Here is a 14,763-nt window from a genome sequence, read left to right on the forward strand (position 1 = left end):
TAAGCACGTTTGGTGTGCTTCGCCCAGCCCCTTGATGCCACTCAGCCGGCGATGGCGTGCAAAAGCGCCTGGCCGGGGGCGCTGTCAAACCAGGCGGCGTGCCCCAGAAGAAAGGTGGCCCAGGCCACATCGGCATCGGCGGTGGAGCCGGTAATGCCATGAAAGTATTCGGTTTCCGAGATGGCGAAATCCACGTGTACACAGCGCAGTGTATCGGCCAGAAGTTTTCGTTGTGCATCCGTCAAAGGACGTTTGGACGTATAGCCGTCGATCAGCGCGAGCGCGGTATCGATGTGCGCCGCAGCCATGCCCTTGTCCAGTTGCAGCCACTCGATGGCGTTGCGCTCGATGGCGGTGGCCAGATCGAACAGGGCGAAATTGGGTGCAGCCAGGCCAAAGTCGAAGGCGGCGCTGACCGTGGCGCGTTCATCATCGCCGGACCAGGCAAGGTTCGATGCATGCCAGTCGCTGTGCGTCCAGAGCCGAGGCTCGGCGGCAAGTTTCGCGGCGCGCTCGGCGGCATCCGGCCCAAGCGCAGTGCGCAGTTCCTGCTGCCAGTCGCGGCCGGCCAGGTAGTTGGCCAGCGCCGGGCGCCCGGGTAGTTGCGCTTGCAGTGTGGCGACGGCGTCGGCGCAGGTAATCAGTTCGCTGCGCGCGACCAGGATATGCGTGCTGCGCTTGGGGGCTATGAAACCTTCGGCAGCGTCGTGAAGTTGCGCCAAGGCCAGACCGGCGGCGTGGGCGTGCGCCAGGCAGGTCAGCGGCTCCCACGACACCAGCTCGCGATAAAGGTCGACGCCATCGACGGGTGTATGCACCTCGTAGGTCCACTCGCCGAGGGCGATGGCGGTTTGCCCTTCGGCGTCGGCCACGACTTGCGGCACGCCGGCGCCGTGCTGGCGAAGATGAGCCATGAACGTGTGTTCTTCGGCCAGTGTCGGCGCGCTGCGTACGCTTTGGTGATGGCGTTTGATGAACAACTCGCCTTGTTCGGTGTGCACCAGGCAGGCGGCCGAAAGCGGGCGGGGGCTGTGCCAGTGCGGTGCGCGCCACGGCGCCATGTCGGCAAAGCGTGCAAACAATGTGGCCAGTTCGGCGCCGGTGATCGGCGGCCAGTCCGGCGCTGTTTCATCGGCGGCCAGTCCGTGTACGCGGTGGGGTGTCGCGCTCATGCAGGTAGGTTGGGAAAAGCGGTGCGGGCACCTTAACGTGCGCGGGCGGTGTCGTCAGCTACCTTGGCAGTTGGGTGCAGGCCAATCGCCATGGTATCGACCTGATCCTTGGCATTTTTCAGACCGAGTCCGTCACGTTGGCGTAGACGTCGCATGGCGTCGATAGTGCGTTTGTGCTGCACCCAAGTTTCGATGTCGGCATTGTGAATGCCCGGAAGCGATGAGCGATGCGCCGCGTGGTCTTGCCGCGCGCTGATACGGTGCAAGAAGTAGCCAGCGGCCAGTGCCACCAGCGCCGTGGCGATCAGCGTTATTGAATCGTCCATCGGCGCATGCCTTCCCTGTCTCGCCGCATGGCCAATGCCTGCACCATAATGGACGCATGAGTGAATCGCAGAAGCAGAGCATTCGCGCCGATGTCTGGTTGTGGGCAGCGCGTTTTTTCAAGACACGCAGCCTGTGCAGGCAGGCGATCGAGGGCGGCAAGGTGGAGCTCAATGGCGCGCACTGCAAGCCTTCGAAGGGCGTGCAGGTGGGCGACACGCTGCGCATCACCCGGGCCAACGAGCGTTACGAAATCGCCGTGACCGCGCTCTCGGACAAGCGTGGGCCAGCGGCGGTGGCGCAAACGCTGTATGCCGAGAGCGAGGGGAGTGTAAAGGCACGCGAGGCCGCACGCGAAATGGCGCGCCTGTCGCGCCCGGTGGCGCCGGATACGCGCCCGGACAAGCAGGCCCGTCGTGAACTTCGACGCTTCAAGCACGGCGGCGAAGAGTAGCTGCGCGTCTTAAAAAAAGACGGCCCGGCGATAGTGCCTGCGGGCCGTTCTGGCAAAGGAGGGGCTGGTCTGCTGGTGAGTGACGGTGGCGCGATGGCAGCTGCCATCGCGCCGGTTCGCGCCTAGGCTCGGAGCAGGTCGAAGCGGTCCGCGTTCATCACCTTGGTCCAGGCCGCGACAAAGTCGTGCACGAACCTCTCGTGGCTGTCGTCCTGGGCGTAGACCTCGGCATAGGCGCGCAAGACAGCGTTGGAGCCGAACACCAGATCCATGCGCGTGGCCGTCCATTTGAGCTGGTCGGTGGCGCGATCACGGATGTCGTAAAGGTTCTTGCCGGTCGGCTTCCAGGCGTTGCCCATGTCGGTGAGGTTGACGAAGAAGTCGGTGGTCAGCGCGCCTTCGCGGTCGGTGAACACGCCGTGCTTGCTGCCGCCGTGATTGGTACCCAGCACGCGCATGCCGCCGACCAGCACGGTCATCTCCGGTGCCGTCAAACCCATCAGCTGGGTGCGGTCGAGCATCAATTCCTCCGGGCTGACCACGTAGTCTTTCTTCACCCAGTTGCGATAGCCGTCGTGGATGGGCTCCAGCGGCTCGAACGATTCGGCGTCGGTCATGGCGTCAGTGGCATCGCCGCGACCCGGCGCGAACGGCACGCTGACCTCGTAGCCGGCGGCCTTGGCCGCTTTCTCCACGCCGACGTTGCCGGCCAGCACGATGATATCGGCGACGCTGGCGCCCACTTGCGCGGCGATGGGTTCCAGTACTGCCAGCACCTTGGCCAGCCGCTCGGGTTCGTTGCCCTCCCAGGTGTTTTGCGGCGCCAGGCGGATGCGTGCGCCATTGGCACCGCCACGCATGTCCGAACCACGGAACGTGCGCGCGCTGTCCCAGGCGGTGGCGACCAACTCACCGACGCTCAGGCCGCTGGCGGCAATCAGCGTCTTGGCATGACCGATGTCGTAGTGGGCCGGCCCGGCGGGAATCGGGTCCTGCCAGATCAGGTCTTCGGCCGGCACATCCGGGCCGAGGTAGCGGCTCTTGGGGCCCATGTCGCGGTGGGTCAGCTTGAACCAGGCGCGCGCAAAGCAGTCGCGGAAGTACGCCGGATCGGCCATGAATTTGTGGCAGATGGCGTTGTAGGTCGGGTCCACCTTCATCGCCATGTCGGCGTCGGTCATCATCGGCATGGCACGTTTGCTGGCGTCGCCGGTGTCGACGGGCATATCGGCTTCGTCGATGTCGACCGGCTTCCACTGCTTGGCGCCGGCCCGGCTTTGCGTCACTTCCCATTCGTGGCCGAACAGCATGTCGAAGTAGCCCATGTCGAATTCCAGCGGCTTGCTGGTCCAGGCGCCTTCCGGGCCACCGGTAATCGCATTGCCGGCCGAGCCTTTCTGGTTGGGGTTGAACCAGCCCAGACCCTGTTGCTCGACATCGGCCGCTTCCGGCTCGGCGCCCAGGGCGGCGGCATCGCCATTGCCGTGGCACTTGCCGACGGTGTGGCCGCCGGCGGTGAGGGCGACGGTTTCCTCATCGTTCATGGCCATGCGTTTGAAGGTTTCACGCACCTGTGCGGCCGTTTTGGCCGGGTCGGGCACGCCGTTGACGCCTTCCGGGTTCACGTAGATCAGCCCCATCTGCACGGCGGCCAGCGGGTTTTCCATGGTTTCGGGCTTGTCGACCTGGGTGTAGCGCTGATCCGACGGTGCCAGCCATTCTTTCTCGGCGCCCCAGTAAGTGTCTTTCTCCGGGTGCCAGATATCTTCGCGACCGAAGGCGAAGCCGAAGGTCTTCAGGCCAAACGATTCATAGGCGATGGTGCCGGCCAGGATGATCAGATCGGCCCAGCTGATCTTGTTGCCGTACTTCTTCTTGATCGGCCACAGCAGGCGCCGGGCCTTGTCCAGGCTGGCGTTGTCCGGCCAGGAGTTGAGCGGCGCGAAGCGCAGGTTGCCGGTGCCGCCACCGCCGCGGCCGTCGGCCAGGCGGTAAGAGCCGGCCGAATGCCAGGCCATGCGGATGAACAGGCCGCCGTAGTGGCCCCAGTCGGCTGGCCACCAGCTCTGGCTGTCGGTCAGCAGGGCATGCAGATCCTGTTTCAGCGCGGCGACATCGAGCTTTTTCAGCTCATCGCGATAGCAAAAATCCTTGCCCAGCGGCCGGGTCTTGCTGTCGTGCTGGTGCAGGATGTCCAGATTCAGGGCGTTGGGCCACCAACGGGTGGCCGAGGCGCTGGCCTCCGTATTGGCGCCGTGCATCACCGGGCAGGTGCCGGCGCCGTGCTTGGGCTTGGCGTTCATGTGCGTCTCCGAAAGTGCGTGCGTGTCGAAAGTGGCTGATCGCAAGCGCTGTGGCGTACCGCGGGCCTGGTTGCCGGCAGCCCGTTCGGGCCGGCCTTGTATCAGGGCGCAGGACGCACATAAGCGCCATGGCGACTATGAATATAGGCACGCGCGCCGTTTCGGAGAATTTGATTGTTTTGATTCAGTCGATAGGCTGCATCTATTGAAGGATGTTCTGGATTAATCCAGCTGCTTGAGTCGATAGAGCGCATCTAAGGCCTGACGCGGCGTCAGCTCGTCCGGATCGATCGCTTCCATGGCTTTTTCCAGCCGGGAAGGTGCCGGGGCGCCACCAAACAGCCCGAGCTGGGGCGAGGCTTCCGGCGGTGGGCTGACGCGTTTGACCGGTGCGGCCACGTCGCCGTGCATGCCGCGCTCCAGTTCGGCCAGCGTGGTGCGTGCATCGGCGATCACCGACTTGGGGAGGCCCGCCAGCGCGGCCACCTGCAAGCCGAAGCTGCGGTTGGCCGGGCCTTCCTTCACCGCGTGCATGAACACCAGTTGCTCGCCGTATTCCACCGCGTCCAGGTGCACATTGGCGATGCCGGGAAGCTCGGCGGCCAGTTCGGTCAGCTCGAAATAGTGCGTGGCAAACAACGTGAAGGCCTTGCACTGCGCGGCCAGATGCACCGCGCAGGCGCGTGCCAGCGCCAGGCCATCGTAGGTGGACGTGCCGCGGCCAACCTCGTCCATCAGTACCAGGCTGTGTGCCGTGGCGTTGTGCAAAATGTTGGCCGTCTCGCTCATTTCCACCATGAACGTCGATTGCCCGCGCGAAAGGTCATCGCCGGCGCCGATACGGGTAAAGATGCGATCGATCGGCCCGATGGCGGCCGCCGCAGCGGGCACGTAACTGCCAATGTGCGCCAGCAGCACGATCAACGCGTTCTGGCGCATGTAGGTGGACTTGCCGCCCATGTTCGGGCCGGTGATCACCAGCATACGACGGGTATCGGCAAGCTCGATGTCGTTGGGTTCGAACGGATCGTCGCGCACCTTTTCCACCACCGGGTGGCGGCCGCGCTCGATGGCGATGCCGGGCTCGGCGACCAGCGTGGGGGCGGTCCAGTCCAGTGTCTCGGCGCGTTCGGCCAGGCTGCACAACACGTCCAGCTCGGCCATGGCCGCCGCTGCGTTTTTCAGCGGCTCGAGCTGGCCCGCCAGGGTTTCCAGCAGCTGCTCGTACAGCGCGCGCTCGCGCATCAGCGAACGCTCGCGTGCCGAAAGCACCTTGTCCTCGAAGGTTTTCAGCTCTTCGGTGATGTAGCGCTCGGCATTCTTGGTGGTCTGGCGGCGCGTGTAGTGCGTGGGCACCTTGGCCGAGTGGCTTTTGCCGATTTCGATGTAATAGCCGTGGACGCGGTTGTAGCCTACCTTTAGGGTGGCAATGCCGGTAACGCCGCGCTCGCGCTCCTCCAGTTCCACCAGGTACTGGTCGGCATGCGTGGAAAGACGGCGCAGTTCATCCAGTTCTTCGTCGAAACCTTCGGCCAGCACGCCGCCGTCGCGCGCGAGCACCGGCGGGCGTTCGACGATGGCGCGGGCCAGCAAGGTGGCGGTATCGGCATGATCGCCAATGTCGTCGACCAGTGCCGAAAGGTGCGGGCTGTCCAGCGGGGCGATGGTTTGGCGCAGCACCGGGGCGGCGGCCAGGCCGTCGCGCAGCGTGGAAAGGTCGCGCGGACGGGCCGAACGCAATGCAACGCGGCTTAAGATGCGTTCCAAGTCACCCACGCCGCGCAGGGTTTCGCGCAAGGGCTCGTGGGCACGGCCATCGATCAACGCGCCCAGGGCCTGGTGACGCAGGCGCAACCGGTTCTGGTCACGCAGCGGTCGGTGCAGCCAGCGGCGCATCAGGCGCGCACCCATCGGTGTCACCGTTTCATCCAGCACGCCGAGCAGGGTGTGCTCATGACGCCCGCTGGGATGCGTGTCCAGTTCCAGGTTGCGGCGCGTGGCCGCGTCCATGGCGATGGTTTCGCTGGCGTTTTCCACCGCCAGGCCGGTCAGGTGCGGCAGCGCGCTTTTCTGCGTTTCCTCGACATAGGCCAGCAGACAGCCAGCCGCGCCGATGGCCAGTTCCAGGTGGTCGATACCGAAACCGGATAGATCACGCGTTTCAAAAAAGCGCGTCAGTTCGCGACGTGCGGCGTCTATATCAAAATGCCAGGGCGGGCGGCGGCGCAGGCCGGGCAGGGCACTGACCAGTTTTGGCCAGGCGACGTTCTCGTCGACCAGGGTTTCGGCCGGCGCCAGGCGCGCCAACTCGGCAGCCAGTGCTTCGGCATCGGCCACTTCGGTCAGCAGGAAGCGGCCACCGGCAAGATCGGCCCAGGCCAGACCGTAGCCGCGCTTGCCGGCGCTGATAGCCAGCAGCAGGTTGTCGCGGCGCTCGTCCAGCAACGCTTCGTCGGTAACGGTGCCCGGGGTGACGATGCGCACCACCTTGCGCTCGACCGGTCCCTTGCTGGTGGCCGGATCGCCAATCTGCTCGCAGATGGCCACCGATTCACCCAGCCGTACCAGCCGGGCCAGGTAGTTTTCCGCGGCGTGATAAGGCACACCCGCCATGGGGATCGGCTGGCCAGCGGACTGGCCGCGCTGGGTCAGGGTGATGTCCAGCAGGCGCGCGGCCTTACGTGCATCGTCGTAGAACAGCTCGTAGAAATCACCCATGCGGAAGAACAGCAGCACGTCGGGGTGCTCGGCCTTGGCGGCCAGGTACTGACGCATGAGCGGGGTATGTGTAGCGGTATTGATGGCGACACCTGTACGCAGCTTAGGTGGGGCACAATGGCCGGAGGCGGACGCGCCCGGCGAACGGGCGCAAAGTCTACCGCCGGTGTCGGTCCGTGGACACCGGCAAGCACCCCAAGTGCGTCATATCCGCGCCTGGTCGCCTCCTTATTCTGGCAACACGCAAGGCTTTTCCCGTTGATGCAGCACGTTTGGTTTTCAGGGCTTTTGTGGCTGGCCGGACTCTCGGTGGCGTCGGCTGCGCCCAGCGCGCCCGTTCCTCATCACCACCATGAACATCACCCGGGGGCGCTGTGGAACATCGTGCATCACCAGTGCCTGCCAGCGCTGAAGCGCGGCGGGAAGGCCATGCCATGCGCGTATCTGAAGCCAGGCATCCACGGCTACGCGCTGCTCAAGGACCGTCGCGGCAGGGCGCAGTATCTGTTGATGCCGACGGCGCGCATGATCGGCATTGAGAGCCCGGCACTGCTGGCGCCGGGCGCTACAAACTATCTTGCCCAAGCCTGGTCTTGGCGTGGTCTGGTATCCGGGGCGCTGGGTACGGCGCTTAGCCGGAATGAGATAGCGCTGGCGGTCAACTCCAAATTTGCACGCTCGCAGAACCAGCTGCACATCCATATCGATTGCGTGGACGCGGGCGTGCGCCAGCAGCTCGATGCCTGGCAGGGCAAGCTGTCATCGCACTGGCGCTGGTTGCCGGCGCCGCTCAAGCGTCAGCGGTATCGAGCCCTGGTGGTGCGCGGCCAGCCGCTTGATGTCGATCCGTTCCGACTGCTGGCGCGCGACCTGACGCCTGGTGCCGGCATGGGCGCGCATACGCTGGTGGTGGTCGGCACCACTTTCGCCGATGGCCGGCCCGGCTTTATCGTGCTGGACGGGCCGGCCGACCTGGCGACAGGTCAACGCGGCAGTGGCGAGGCCCTGCTCGACCACCGGTGCCGCATCGCCAGCCCGGCAGCGGCCGCGCGCTAACTTCTCAGGTCAGGCGATGGTGTCGACCACGCCGCCGTCCACACGCAGCGCGGCGCCAGAGGTGGCAGAGGCTTGTTCGGAACAGGCGTAGACCACCATGTTGGCCACTTCCTCGACGCTGGCCGGGCGGCCGATGATCGAGCTGGGCCGCGCACTGCGCACAAAGTCGATGCCGGCCTGTTCGATGCTCTTGCCTTCTTTCTCGGCCTGTTCCTTGAGCATGGCGACAAAACCGTCCGAGGCGGTGGGGCCGGGCAGCACGCTGTTGACGGTGACGCCGCTGTGGCGAGCCAACTTGGCCAGCCCACGCGCCAGCGACAGCTGGGCGGTCTTGGTCACACCGTAGTGCAGCATGTCCGGCGGAATGTTGAGCGCCGATTCGGAGCTGATGAACACAATGCGGCCCCAGCCGCGGGCCATCATGCCTTGTAGATAGGCCCGGGAGAGGCGCACGCCGGACATCACGTTGGTCTGCAGGTAGCTCTCCCAGAGCTCGTCGTCCACTTCAAAAAACGGCTTTGGACCATAAATGCCGGCGTTGTTGACCAGGATGTCGACCTCGGCGCAGGCCTTCATGATGGCCCGCGCGCCTGCGGCGTCGGACAGGTCGGCGGCGATGCCATCCAGTCCGGCATCGGGCACGTGCTCGCGTACCGCTTCAAGGCCGCGTTGCACGGAGTCCTCACTGCGGCCATTGAGCGTGACGTGGGCGCCGGCTCGGGCCAGGCCGATGGCGATTGCCAGGCCGATGCCGCCGGTAGAGGCAGTCACCAGGGCGCGCTTGCCGGAAAGATCAATCTGCATGGGAGCTCCTTGAGCGATGGGGATGAGGCGGCGCCTGTCGCCGCGCGCGGTTCCCCAGAGCTGGGGGCAGGGCAACGCGGTTTGAAAGGGTGGCTCGACGTAAGTCGAATCGCCCTGGGCATTCGGTGCGCCCTGGCACTCATGTCATCATGGACCAACGCTTTTTTATTGTTTCGCAGTGCTGGTCGCCGCTGCGATGGCCTTTGCCGATGAGTAGCCATGCCGCACCAAGCCTGTTCATGTGATGACGCCGCCCTGCTGCTCGCCTCGCGCCGTGTGGCCGAGGCCGCCGGGGCGAGCGGCGTGTGGCTGGCCACGGCCGAATCGTGCACCGGTGGCTGGATCGCCAAGTGTCTGACCGATCTGGCCGGCTCGTCGGCCTGGTTCCGCGGTGGCCTGGTCAGCTACAGCAACGAGGCCAAGCGGGGTTTATTGGGCGTCCAGGCGCAGGCATTGCAGACACACGGCGCGGTCAGCGAGGTGGTGGTTCGGCAGATGGCCGAAGGCGCATGCCGGGCCATGCAGGCCGACAGGACCGTGGCGGTGTCAGGGATCGCCGGCCCCGGCGGTGGCTCGGCGCACAAGCCCGTGGGTACGGTGTGGATCGCCTGGGCTGCCGCGGGGCTGACCACGCGTGCCGAATGCTTCCATTTTGCCGGCGACCGTGAAGCGGTGCGCCGGCAGAGCGTGCTCGCCGCCCTGACCGGGCTTGAGAAAACCCTGACAGGCTGACGTTGCCTTGGGACTGTGACGTTGGGCGGCGACGGTGTGGGATACTGGTCAGCGGCAATGGCCACATGTCGCAGCCCATGAGATCGACGGCAGGCATGCTTGGCCGCATCACCAGACCCGTTTCGAGGATGTATCACGATGGATGACAACAAGCGCCGCGCGCTCACCTCCGCCCTGGGCCAGATCGAAAAGCAGTTCGGCAAGGGCGCGGTCATGCGTATGGGCGATCGCACGCAGGCTGCGGTGGAAACCGTCTCCACCGGGTCGCTTGGTCTGGATATCGCGCTGGGCGTGGGTGGCCTGCCCAAGGGCCGCGTGGTCGAGATCTATGGCCCGGAATCGTCGGGCAAGACCACGCTGACTCTGCAGGCCATCGCGCAGTGCCAGAAGCAGGGCGGCACCGCCGCCTTCGTCGACGCCGAGCACGCGCTTGATCCCACCTACGCCGAAAAACTGGGCGTGAACGTGGACGACCTGCTGGTCAGCCAGCCCGACACCGGCGAACAGGCGCTGGAAATCGCCGACATGCTGGTGCGCTCGGGCGCGGTGGACATGGTGGTGGTCGATTCGGTCGCCGCGCTGACGCCGAAGGCCGAAATCGAGGGCGAGATGGGCGATTCGCACGTCGGCCTGCACGCTCGCCTGATGAGCCAGGCGCTGCGCAAGCTCACCGGCAACATCAAGCGTACCAACTGCCTGGTGATCTTCATCAACCAGATCCGCATGAAGATTGGCGTGATGTTCGGCAGCCCGGAAACCACCACCGGCGGCAACGCGCTGAAGTTCTACGCCTCGGTGCGCATGGATATTCGCCGCATCGGCGCGGTGAAGAAGGGCGACGAGGTCATCGGTTCGCAGACCCGCGTCAAAGTGGTCAAGAACAAGGTGGCGCCGCCGTTCCGTCAGACCGAGTTCGAGATTCTTTACGGTGAAGGCACCTCGCGCGAAGGCGAGATCATCGAGCTGGGCGTGGCGCAGAACCTGATCGACAAGGCCGGCGCCTGGTACAGCTACAAGGGTGACCGCATCGGTCAGGGCAAGGAAAACGTGCGCCAGTTCCTGAAGGACAATCCGGAAATCGCCAACGAGGTCGACACCGAGCTGCGCAAGCGCCTGCTGGTCAGCGCCAAGCCGGCAGCAGCGGCCGAAGAAGGCAGCGAGGCGGTCGAGGAGGCTTGATGCCGCCCGATTGCTTGCACACCCCGGTGGCTGCGTGAACGCCCGTGTTCGGTGCACGCAAACCCCGCAAGGAAAAGCCCAGGGTCAGCGCCTATGACAAGGCGCTGGCCCTGTTGGCGCGGCGCGAGCAATCGCGGCGCGAACTGAGCATGAAGCTGGCCCGCGCCGGCTATGAGCGCGATGAGGTGGAGCAGGCGCTCGACCGTCTGGCCGATGACCGCTACCAGGATGATGAGCGTTTTGCCGGCGTCATGGCGCGCAGTCGTGCCGGCCAGGGCTATGGCCCGGCGCGCATCCGGGCGGAGCTGAAAAGCCACGGCCTTTCCGATGCGCGTATCCGCGCCGAGCTGGACGCGCTGGAGGTGGACTGGCACGCCGAGGCGGCCGCGCAACTGCGCCGACGCTACCGTGAGCCGGCCGGTGATGATCTGGCCGAACGCGCGCGGCGCGCGCAATTCCTCTTGCGTCGCGGCTTTGCCGCCGCCACAGTAAGAGCGGTTACCCACGCCGATGTGGACGAGGCCGCTTGCGACGACTAAAGGCTCGCGACGCGCCCGTCCCTCGGTGCGTTCATTTATCCCAAGCCTTTTGACGTATCGCCGAGCCTCGATGAAAACAGCCCAGATCCGTTCCCGCTTCCTCGAATTCTTCGAATCCAAGGGCCACACCGTGGTGCCCTCGGCGCCGCTGGTGCCGGGCAACGACCCCACGCTCATGTTCACTGTTGCCGGCATGGTGCAGTTCAAGAACGTGTTCCTGGGCAGCGAGAAGCCCGGCTATACGCGTGCCGTGGATGTGCAGCGCTGCCTGCGTGCCGGCGGCAAGCACAACGATCTGGACTCGGTGGGCTACACCGCGCGCCACCACACCTTCTTTGAGATGCTGGGCAACTGGTCGTTCGGTGACTACTTCAAGCGCGAGGCGATCAGCTGGTCGTGGGAATTGCTGACCCAAGTATTTGGCCTGCCGGCCGAAAAGCTGACGGTTACCGTCTATCACACCGATGACGAGGCCTATGCGCTCTGGCGTGACGAGATTGGTGTGCCCGAGTCGCGCATCATCCGTATTGGCGACAACGGCGGCGCGCCCTATGCCTCGGACAATTTCTGGCAGATGGCCGATACCGGCCCGTGCGGTCCGTGCACGGAAATCTTCTACGATCACGGCGAGCACATTCCGGGCGGCCCGCCGGGCTCGCCGGAGGAAGATGGCGACCGCTTCATCGAGATCTGGAACCTGGTGTTCATGCAGTTCGACCGTCAGCCCGACGGCACCATGGCGCCGCTGCCGGCCCCGTGTGTGGACACCGGCATGGGTTTGGAGCGCCTGGCTGCGGTACTGCAGGGCGTGCACTCGAACTATGAGATCGACCTGTTCCAGACGCTGATCAAGGCCGCCGCCGAGCTGACCGACACCGCCGATATCGAGAACAAGTCGCTGCGCGTGATTGCCGATCACATCCGCGCCAGCGCGTTCCTGATTGTCGATGGTGTGCTGCCGTCCAACGAAGGCCGTGGCTATGTGCAGCGGCGCATCATCCGCCGCGCACTGCGTCACGGCTGGATGCTTGGTGTGCGCGGCGACTTCTTCTGGAAGATGGTCGCACCGCTGGTGGCCGAAATGGGCGAGGCCTATCCGGAGCTGGTGCAGGCGCAAGGTCGCGTCGAGCAGGTCATTCGCGCCGAGGAGCAGCGTTTTGGCGAAACGCTGGAGCAGGGCATGAAACTGTTCGACGAGGTCGCCGCGCGTGCGGGCAAGATGGTGCCGGGCGAAGAAGCCTTCCGCCTGTACGACACCTACGGCTTCCCGGTGGATCTGACCGCTGACATCGCGCGCGAGCGCGGCATGGACGTGGATATGGATGGCTTCAACGCCGCCATGAACCGCCAGCGCGAGCGTGCCCGTGCCGCCAGCCAGTTCGAGGCCAAGGCGCAGCTGCCCAGCGACTTGCTCAATCGCCTCGAGGCCACGGAATTTCTCGGTTACGACCGTCTCAGTGAAGATGCGTGCAAGGTTGCGGCCATCGTCGTGGATGGTCGCAGCGTCGATGCGTTGGCCGAGGGAGAGAAGGGCACTGTATTGCTCGATCGCACGCCGTTCTACGCCGAATCCGGCGGCCAGGTCGGCGATGCTGGCCTGCTGGAGCTGGGCGAGGGGCGCCTGGTCGTTACCGATACGCAAAAGCTGGCCGGTGCCTTCCATGGCCATGTTGGCACCTGGCAGGGCGCGCAACCGTTGCGCGCGGGCGATCTGGTGCGCGCGGTGGTTGATGGCGTGCGTCGCCAGGCCATCGTGCTCAACCATTCAGCCACGCATTTGCTGCATGCCGCGCTGCGCAAGGTGCTTGGCGAGCATGTGACGCAGAAGGGCTCGCTGGTGGCGCCGGACCGGTTGCGTTTCGACTTTGCGCACGGGCAGGCGGTCAGCGCCGAGCAACTGCGTCAGATCGAAACCCTGGTCAACGCCGAAGTGCGTCGCAACAGTGCCGCCGATGTGCACGAAATGGGCTATCAGGAGGCCATCGACTTTGGCGCCATGGCCTTGTTCGGCGAAAAGTATGGCGACCAGGTGCGCGTGCTGCGCATGGGGGAATTTTCCACCGAACTGTGCGGCGGTACGCATGTGTCGCGCACCGGTGATATCGGCCTGTTCAAGATCATCGGCGAGTCGGGCGTGGCCTCGGGCGTGCGGCGCATCGAGGCGCTCACCGGCGAGGCGGCGCTGGCGCACGTGGACCAGGAAGAATCGCGCCTGGCCGAACTGGGCCAGCTGCTTTCGACCAGCCCTGCCGATGTCGTCGACAAGTTGCGCCAGGTATTCGAACGCCAGAAAAAACTCGAGCGCGAGCTGGAGTCGCTCAAGGCCAAGGCTGCCAGTGCCGCTTCTGGTGATCTGGCCGCGCAGGCGGCCGATGTGGATGGCATCAAGGTAGTGGCCGCGCGCATTGATGGCCTGGATGCCAAGTCATTGCGTGACAGCGTCGACCGGCTCAAGCAACAGCTAGGGGACTGCGTGGTGCTGTTGGCGGCCGGGAACGAAGGCAGGGTTTCGCTGGTCTCAGGTGTGAACGGCGCCGCGCTTGGCCGCCTCAAGGCGGGCGAGCTGGTGGCCGATGTAGCAGGAAAGATCAACGGAAAAGGCGGAGGTCGACCCGACATGGCGCAAGGTGGCGGTACCGATTCCCCCGAGCTCGATGATGCCCTTTCGGCGGTGCCCGACTGGGTGCGAGGCCGTATCGCGAAACCTTGAGGTGTGCCCGACAAGGGCCAGGATGCACAAATGGCACGTCGTTGCACCCGTCCGATGGGCTAGGTAGTATCCGCCGGACGTTTACGGCGCCCATTCGCGCAATATGAGCGTCTCGGCTCCATTTGGGGCCGTGCCGAGGCAAGCCGATGATGGCGGTGGGTCTTTCGGCGAAAACCATTCGCCGGTCTGCGACATGTGGCATTCAGGGGTGAAATGCCCATGATGGCGTGGCCCAGTGACCTGAGGACTAGGAGTACGAACCATGTTGATTTTGACCCGCCGTGTCGGGGAGACCCTGATGATCGGTGACGAGGTGACCGTCACTGTGCTCGGCGTGAAGGGCAATCAGGTGCGTGTTGGTATCAGCGCGCCAAAGGATGTGTCGGTGCACCGCGAGGAAATCTATCAGCGCATCAAGCGCGAGCATGACGATCCGGAAGCCGGCGCCGAGAATGACGCCGACTGAAACCTTTAAAAAGGGTTTGCGCGGTATGTTTCATGTGGCTATACTAGCCAGCTCGCAGCATTGATAGCTGCAAGGTCCCGGAGAGGTGCCCGAGTGGCTGAAGGGGCTCCCCTGCTAAGGGAGTAGAGGGTTAATCACCTTCTCGAGGGTTCGAATCCCTCTCTCTCCGCCAGATCTTCGAGGGGCCGTCAAGCGCGGCTCCTCATGAGTTCCAGGGTCTCCAGGCTGGTCGTTTTCATCGTGCGTATATGGCGCGTTTGGACGTCCATCCATGTCGGATGACCATTTCAGAATGCTGTTTTTGGC

General features: G+C 64.9%; 12 protein-coding genes and 1 tRNA gene. 8 read left to right on the forward strand and 5 right to left on the reverse strand.

Going from position 1 to position 14,763, the window contains the following annotated elements; all coding sequences use genetic code 11:
- Positions 1-41 precede the first annotated feature (41 nt).
- Together HBF24_RS06175 and HBF24_RS06180 are read right to left on the reverse strand one after the other, a co-directional pair.
- Positions 42-1,172 carry a phosphotransferase gene (locus HBF24_RS06175; protein ID WP_167170564.1) on the reverse strand — a complete coding sequence of 377 codons (1,131 nt, stop codon included), beginning with the start codon at positions 1,170-1,172 and terminating at the stop codon, positions 42-44.
- 32 nt (positions 1,173-1,204) lie between these two features.
- Positions 1,205-1,498: a hypothetical protein gene (locus tag HBF24_RS06180; protein WP_167170566.1), complete on the reverse strand. Its 294-nt coding sequence runs from the start codon at positions 1,496-1,498 to the stop codon at positions 1,205-1,207.
- Positions 1,499-1,554: 56 nt separating this feature from the next.
- Between HBF24_RS06180 and HBF24_RS06185 the strand changes: the two genes are divergently transcribed.
- Complete coding sequence (locus tag HBF24_RS06185) at positions 1,555-1,950, forward strand: S4 domain-containing protein (protein ID WP_167170570.1); 396 nt, start codon at positions 1,555-1,557, stop codon at positions 1,948-1,950.
- 122 nt (positions 1,951-2,072) lie between these two features.
- Here the strand turns inward: HBF24_RS06185 and katG are convergent, their stop codons facing one another.
- Both katG and mutS read right to left on the reverse strand, forming a co-directional pair.
- The gene (katG, locus tag HBF24_RS06190; RefSeq protein ID WP_167170573.1) at positions 2,073-4,253 is read right to left on the reverse strand and encodes a catalase/peroxidase HPI; all 2,181 of its coding nucleotides are present in this window, start codon (positions 4,251-4,253) and stop codon (positions 2,073-2,075) included.
- A 222-nt stretch (positions 4,254-4,475) separates the two neighbouring features.
- Positions 4,476-7,028 (reverse strand): DNA mismatch repair protein MutS, encoded by a 2,553-nt coding sequence (gene mutS, locus HBF24_RS06195; RefSeq protein ID WP_167170575.1) that lies wholly within the window; start codon positions 7,026-7,028, stop codon positions 4,476-4,478.
- A 204-nt stretch (positions 7,029-7,232) separates the two neighbouring features.
- On the opposite strand from mutS, the gene HBF24_RS06200 reads away from it, so the two are divergent.
- Positions 7,233-8,027 carry a CDP-diacylglycerol diphosphatase gene (locus HBF24_RS06200; RefSeq protein WP_167170578.1) on the forward strand — a complete coding sequence of 265 codons (795 nt, stop codon included), beginning with the start codon at positions 7,233-7,235 and terminating at the stop codon, positions 8,025-8,027.
- A gap of 9 nt (positions 8,028-8,036) precedes the next feature.
- On the opposite strand, the gene HBF24_RS06205 is transcribed toward HBF24_RS06200, so the two are convergent.
- Positions 8,037-8,831, reverse strand: a complete 795-nt coding sequence (locus HBF24_RS06205) for an SDR family oxidoreductase (protein ID WP_167170581.1) — start codon at positions 8,829-8,831, stop codon at positions 8,037-8,039.
- A gap of 219 nt (positions 8,832-9,050) precedes the next feature.
- Here HBF24_RS06205 and HBF24_RS06210 point away from each other — a divergent pair, with 219 nt between their 5' ends.
- The 6 genes from HBF24_RS06210 to HBF24_RS06235 all read left to right on the forward strand — a co-directional run bounded on the left by HBF24_RS06210 (position 9,051) and on the right by HBF24_RS06235 (position 14,629).
- Complete coding sequence (locus HBF24_RS06210; protein WP_167170583.1) at positions 9,051-9,563, forward strand: nicotinamide-nucleotide amidohydrolase family protein; 513 nt, start codon at positions 9,051-9,053, stop codon at positions 9,561-9,563.
- A gap of 138 nt (positions 9,564-9,701) precedes the next feature.
- Positions 9,702-10,742 carry a recombinase RecA gene (recA, locus tag HBF24_RS06215; protein ID WP_167170586.1) on the forward strand — a complete coding sequence of 347 codons (1,041 nt, stop codon included), beginning with the start codon at positions 9,702-9,704 and terminating at the stop codon, positions 10,740-10,742.
- A 44-nt stretch (positions 10,743-10,786) separates the two neighbouring features.
- On the forward strand, positions 10,787-11,281 hold the full coding sequence (locus HBF24_RS06220; RefSeq protein ID WP_343162721.1) for a regulatory protein RecX: 495 nt from the start codon (positions 10,787-10,789) through the stop codon (positions 11,279-11,281).
- Between the two features lie 70 nt (positions 11,282-11,351).
- Entirely contained in the window at positions 11,352-13,991 is a 2,640-nt protein-coding gene (gene alaS, locus HBF24_RS06225; protein ID WP_167170589.1) for an alanine--tRNA ligase, read from the forward strand.
- A gap of 262 nt (positions 13,992-14,253) precedes the next feature.
- Entirely contained in the window at positions 14,254-14,457 is a 204-nt protein-coding gene (gene csrA / locus HBF24_RS06230) for a carbon storage regulator CsrA (RefSeq protein WP_167170592.1), read from the forward strand.
- 79 nt (positions 14,458-14,536) lie between these two features.
- Positions 14,537-14,629: transfer RNA gene (locus tag HBF24_RS06235), tRNA-Ser, on the forward strand.
- Positions 14,630-14,763 lie beyond the last annotated feature (134 nt).

It is taken from the genome of Oleiagrimonas sp. C23AA, assembly GCF_011759385.1.
Lineage (GTDB): Bacteria > Pseudomonadota > Gammaproteobacteria > Xanthomonadales > Rhodanobacteraceae > Oleiagrimonas.

Bases quoted from the DNA above. Each gene is read 5' to 3' on its own strand.
- HBF24_RS06210 (WP_167170583.1), top strand. From the start codon at position 9,051: ATGCCGCACCAAGCCTGTTCATGTGATGACGCCGCCCTGCTGCTCGCC.
- katG (WP_167170573.1), bottom strand. From the start codon at position 4,253: ATGAACGCCAAGCCCAAGCACGGCGCCGGCACCTGCCCGGTGATGCAC.
- HBF24_RS06185 (WP_167170570.1), top strand. From the start codon at position 1,555: ATGAGTGAATCGCAGAAGCAGAGCATTCGCGCCGATGTCTGGTTGTGG.
- csrA (WP_167170592.1), top strand. From the start codon at position 14,254: ATGTTGATTTTGACCCGCCGTGTCGGGGAGACCCTGATGATCGGTGAC.
- mutS (WP_167170575.1), bottom strand. From the start codon at position 7,028: ATGCGTCAGTACCTGGCCGCCAAGGCCGAGCACCCCGACGTGCTGCTG.
- recA (WP_167170586.1), top strand. From the start codon at position 9,702: ATGGATGACAACAAGCGCCGCGCGCTCACCTCCGCCCTGGGCCAGATC.
- HBF24_RS06205 (WP_167170581.1), bottom strand. From the start codon at position 8,831: ATGCAGATTGATCTTTCCGGCAAGCGCGCCCTGGTGACTGCCTCTACC.
- HBF24_RS06175 (WP_167170564.1), bottom strand. From the start codon at position 1,172: ATGAGCGCGACACCCCACCGCGTACACGGACTGGCCGCCGATGAAACA.
- alaS (WP_167170589.1), top strand. From the start codon at position 11,352: ATGAAAACAGCCCAGATCCGTTCCCGCTTCCTCGAATTCTTCGAATCC.
- HBF24_RS06180 (WP_167170566.1), bottom strand. From the start codon at position 1,498: ATGGACGATTCAATAACGCTGATCGCCACGGCGCTGGTGGCACTGGCC.
- HBF24_RS06200 (WP_167170578.1), top strand. From the start codon at position 7,233: ATGCAGCACGTTTGGTTTTCAGGGCTTTTGTGGCTGGCCGGACTCTCG.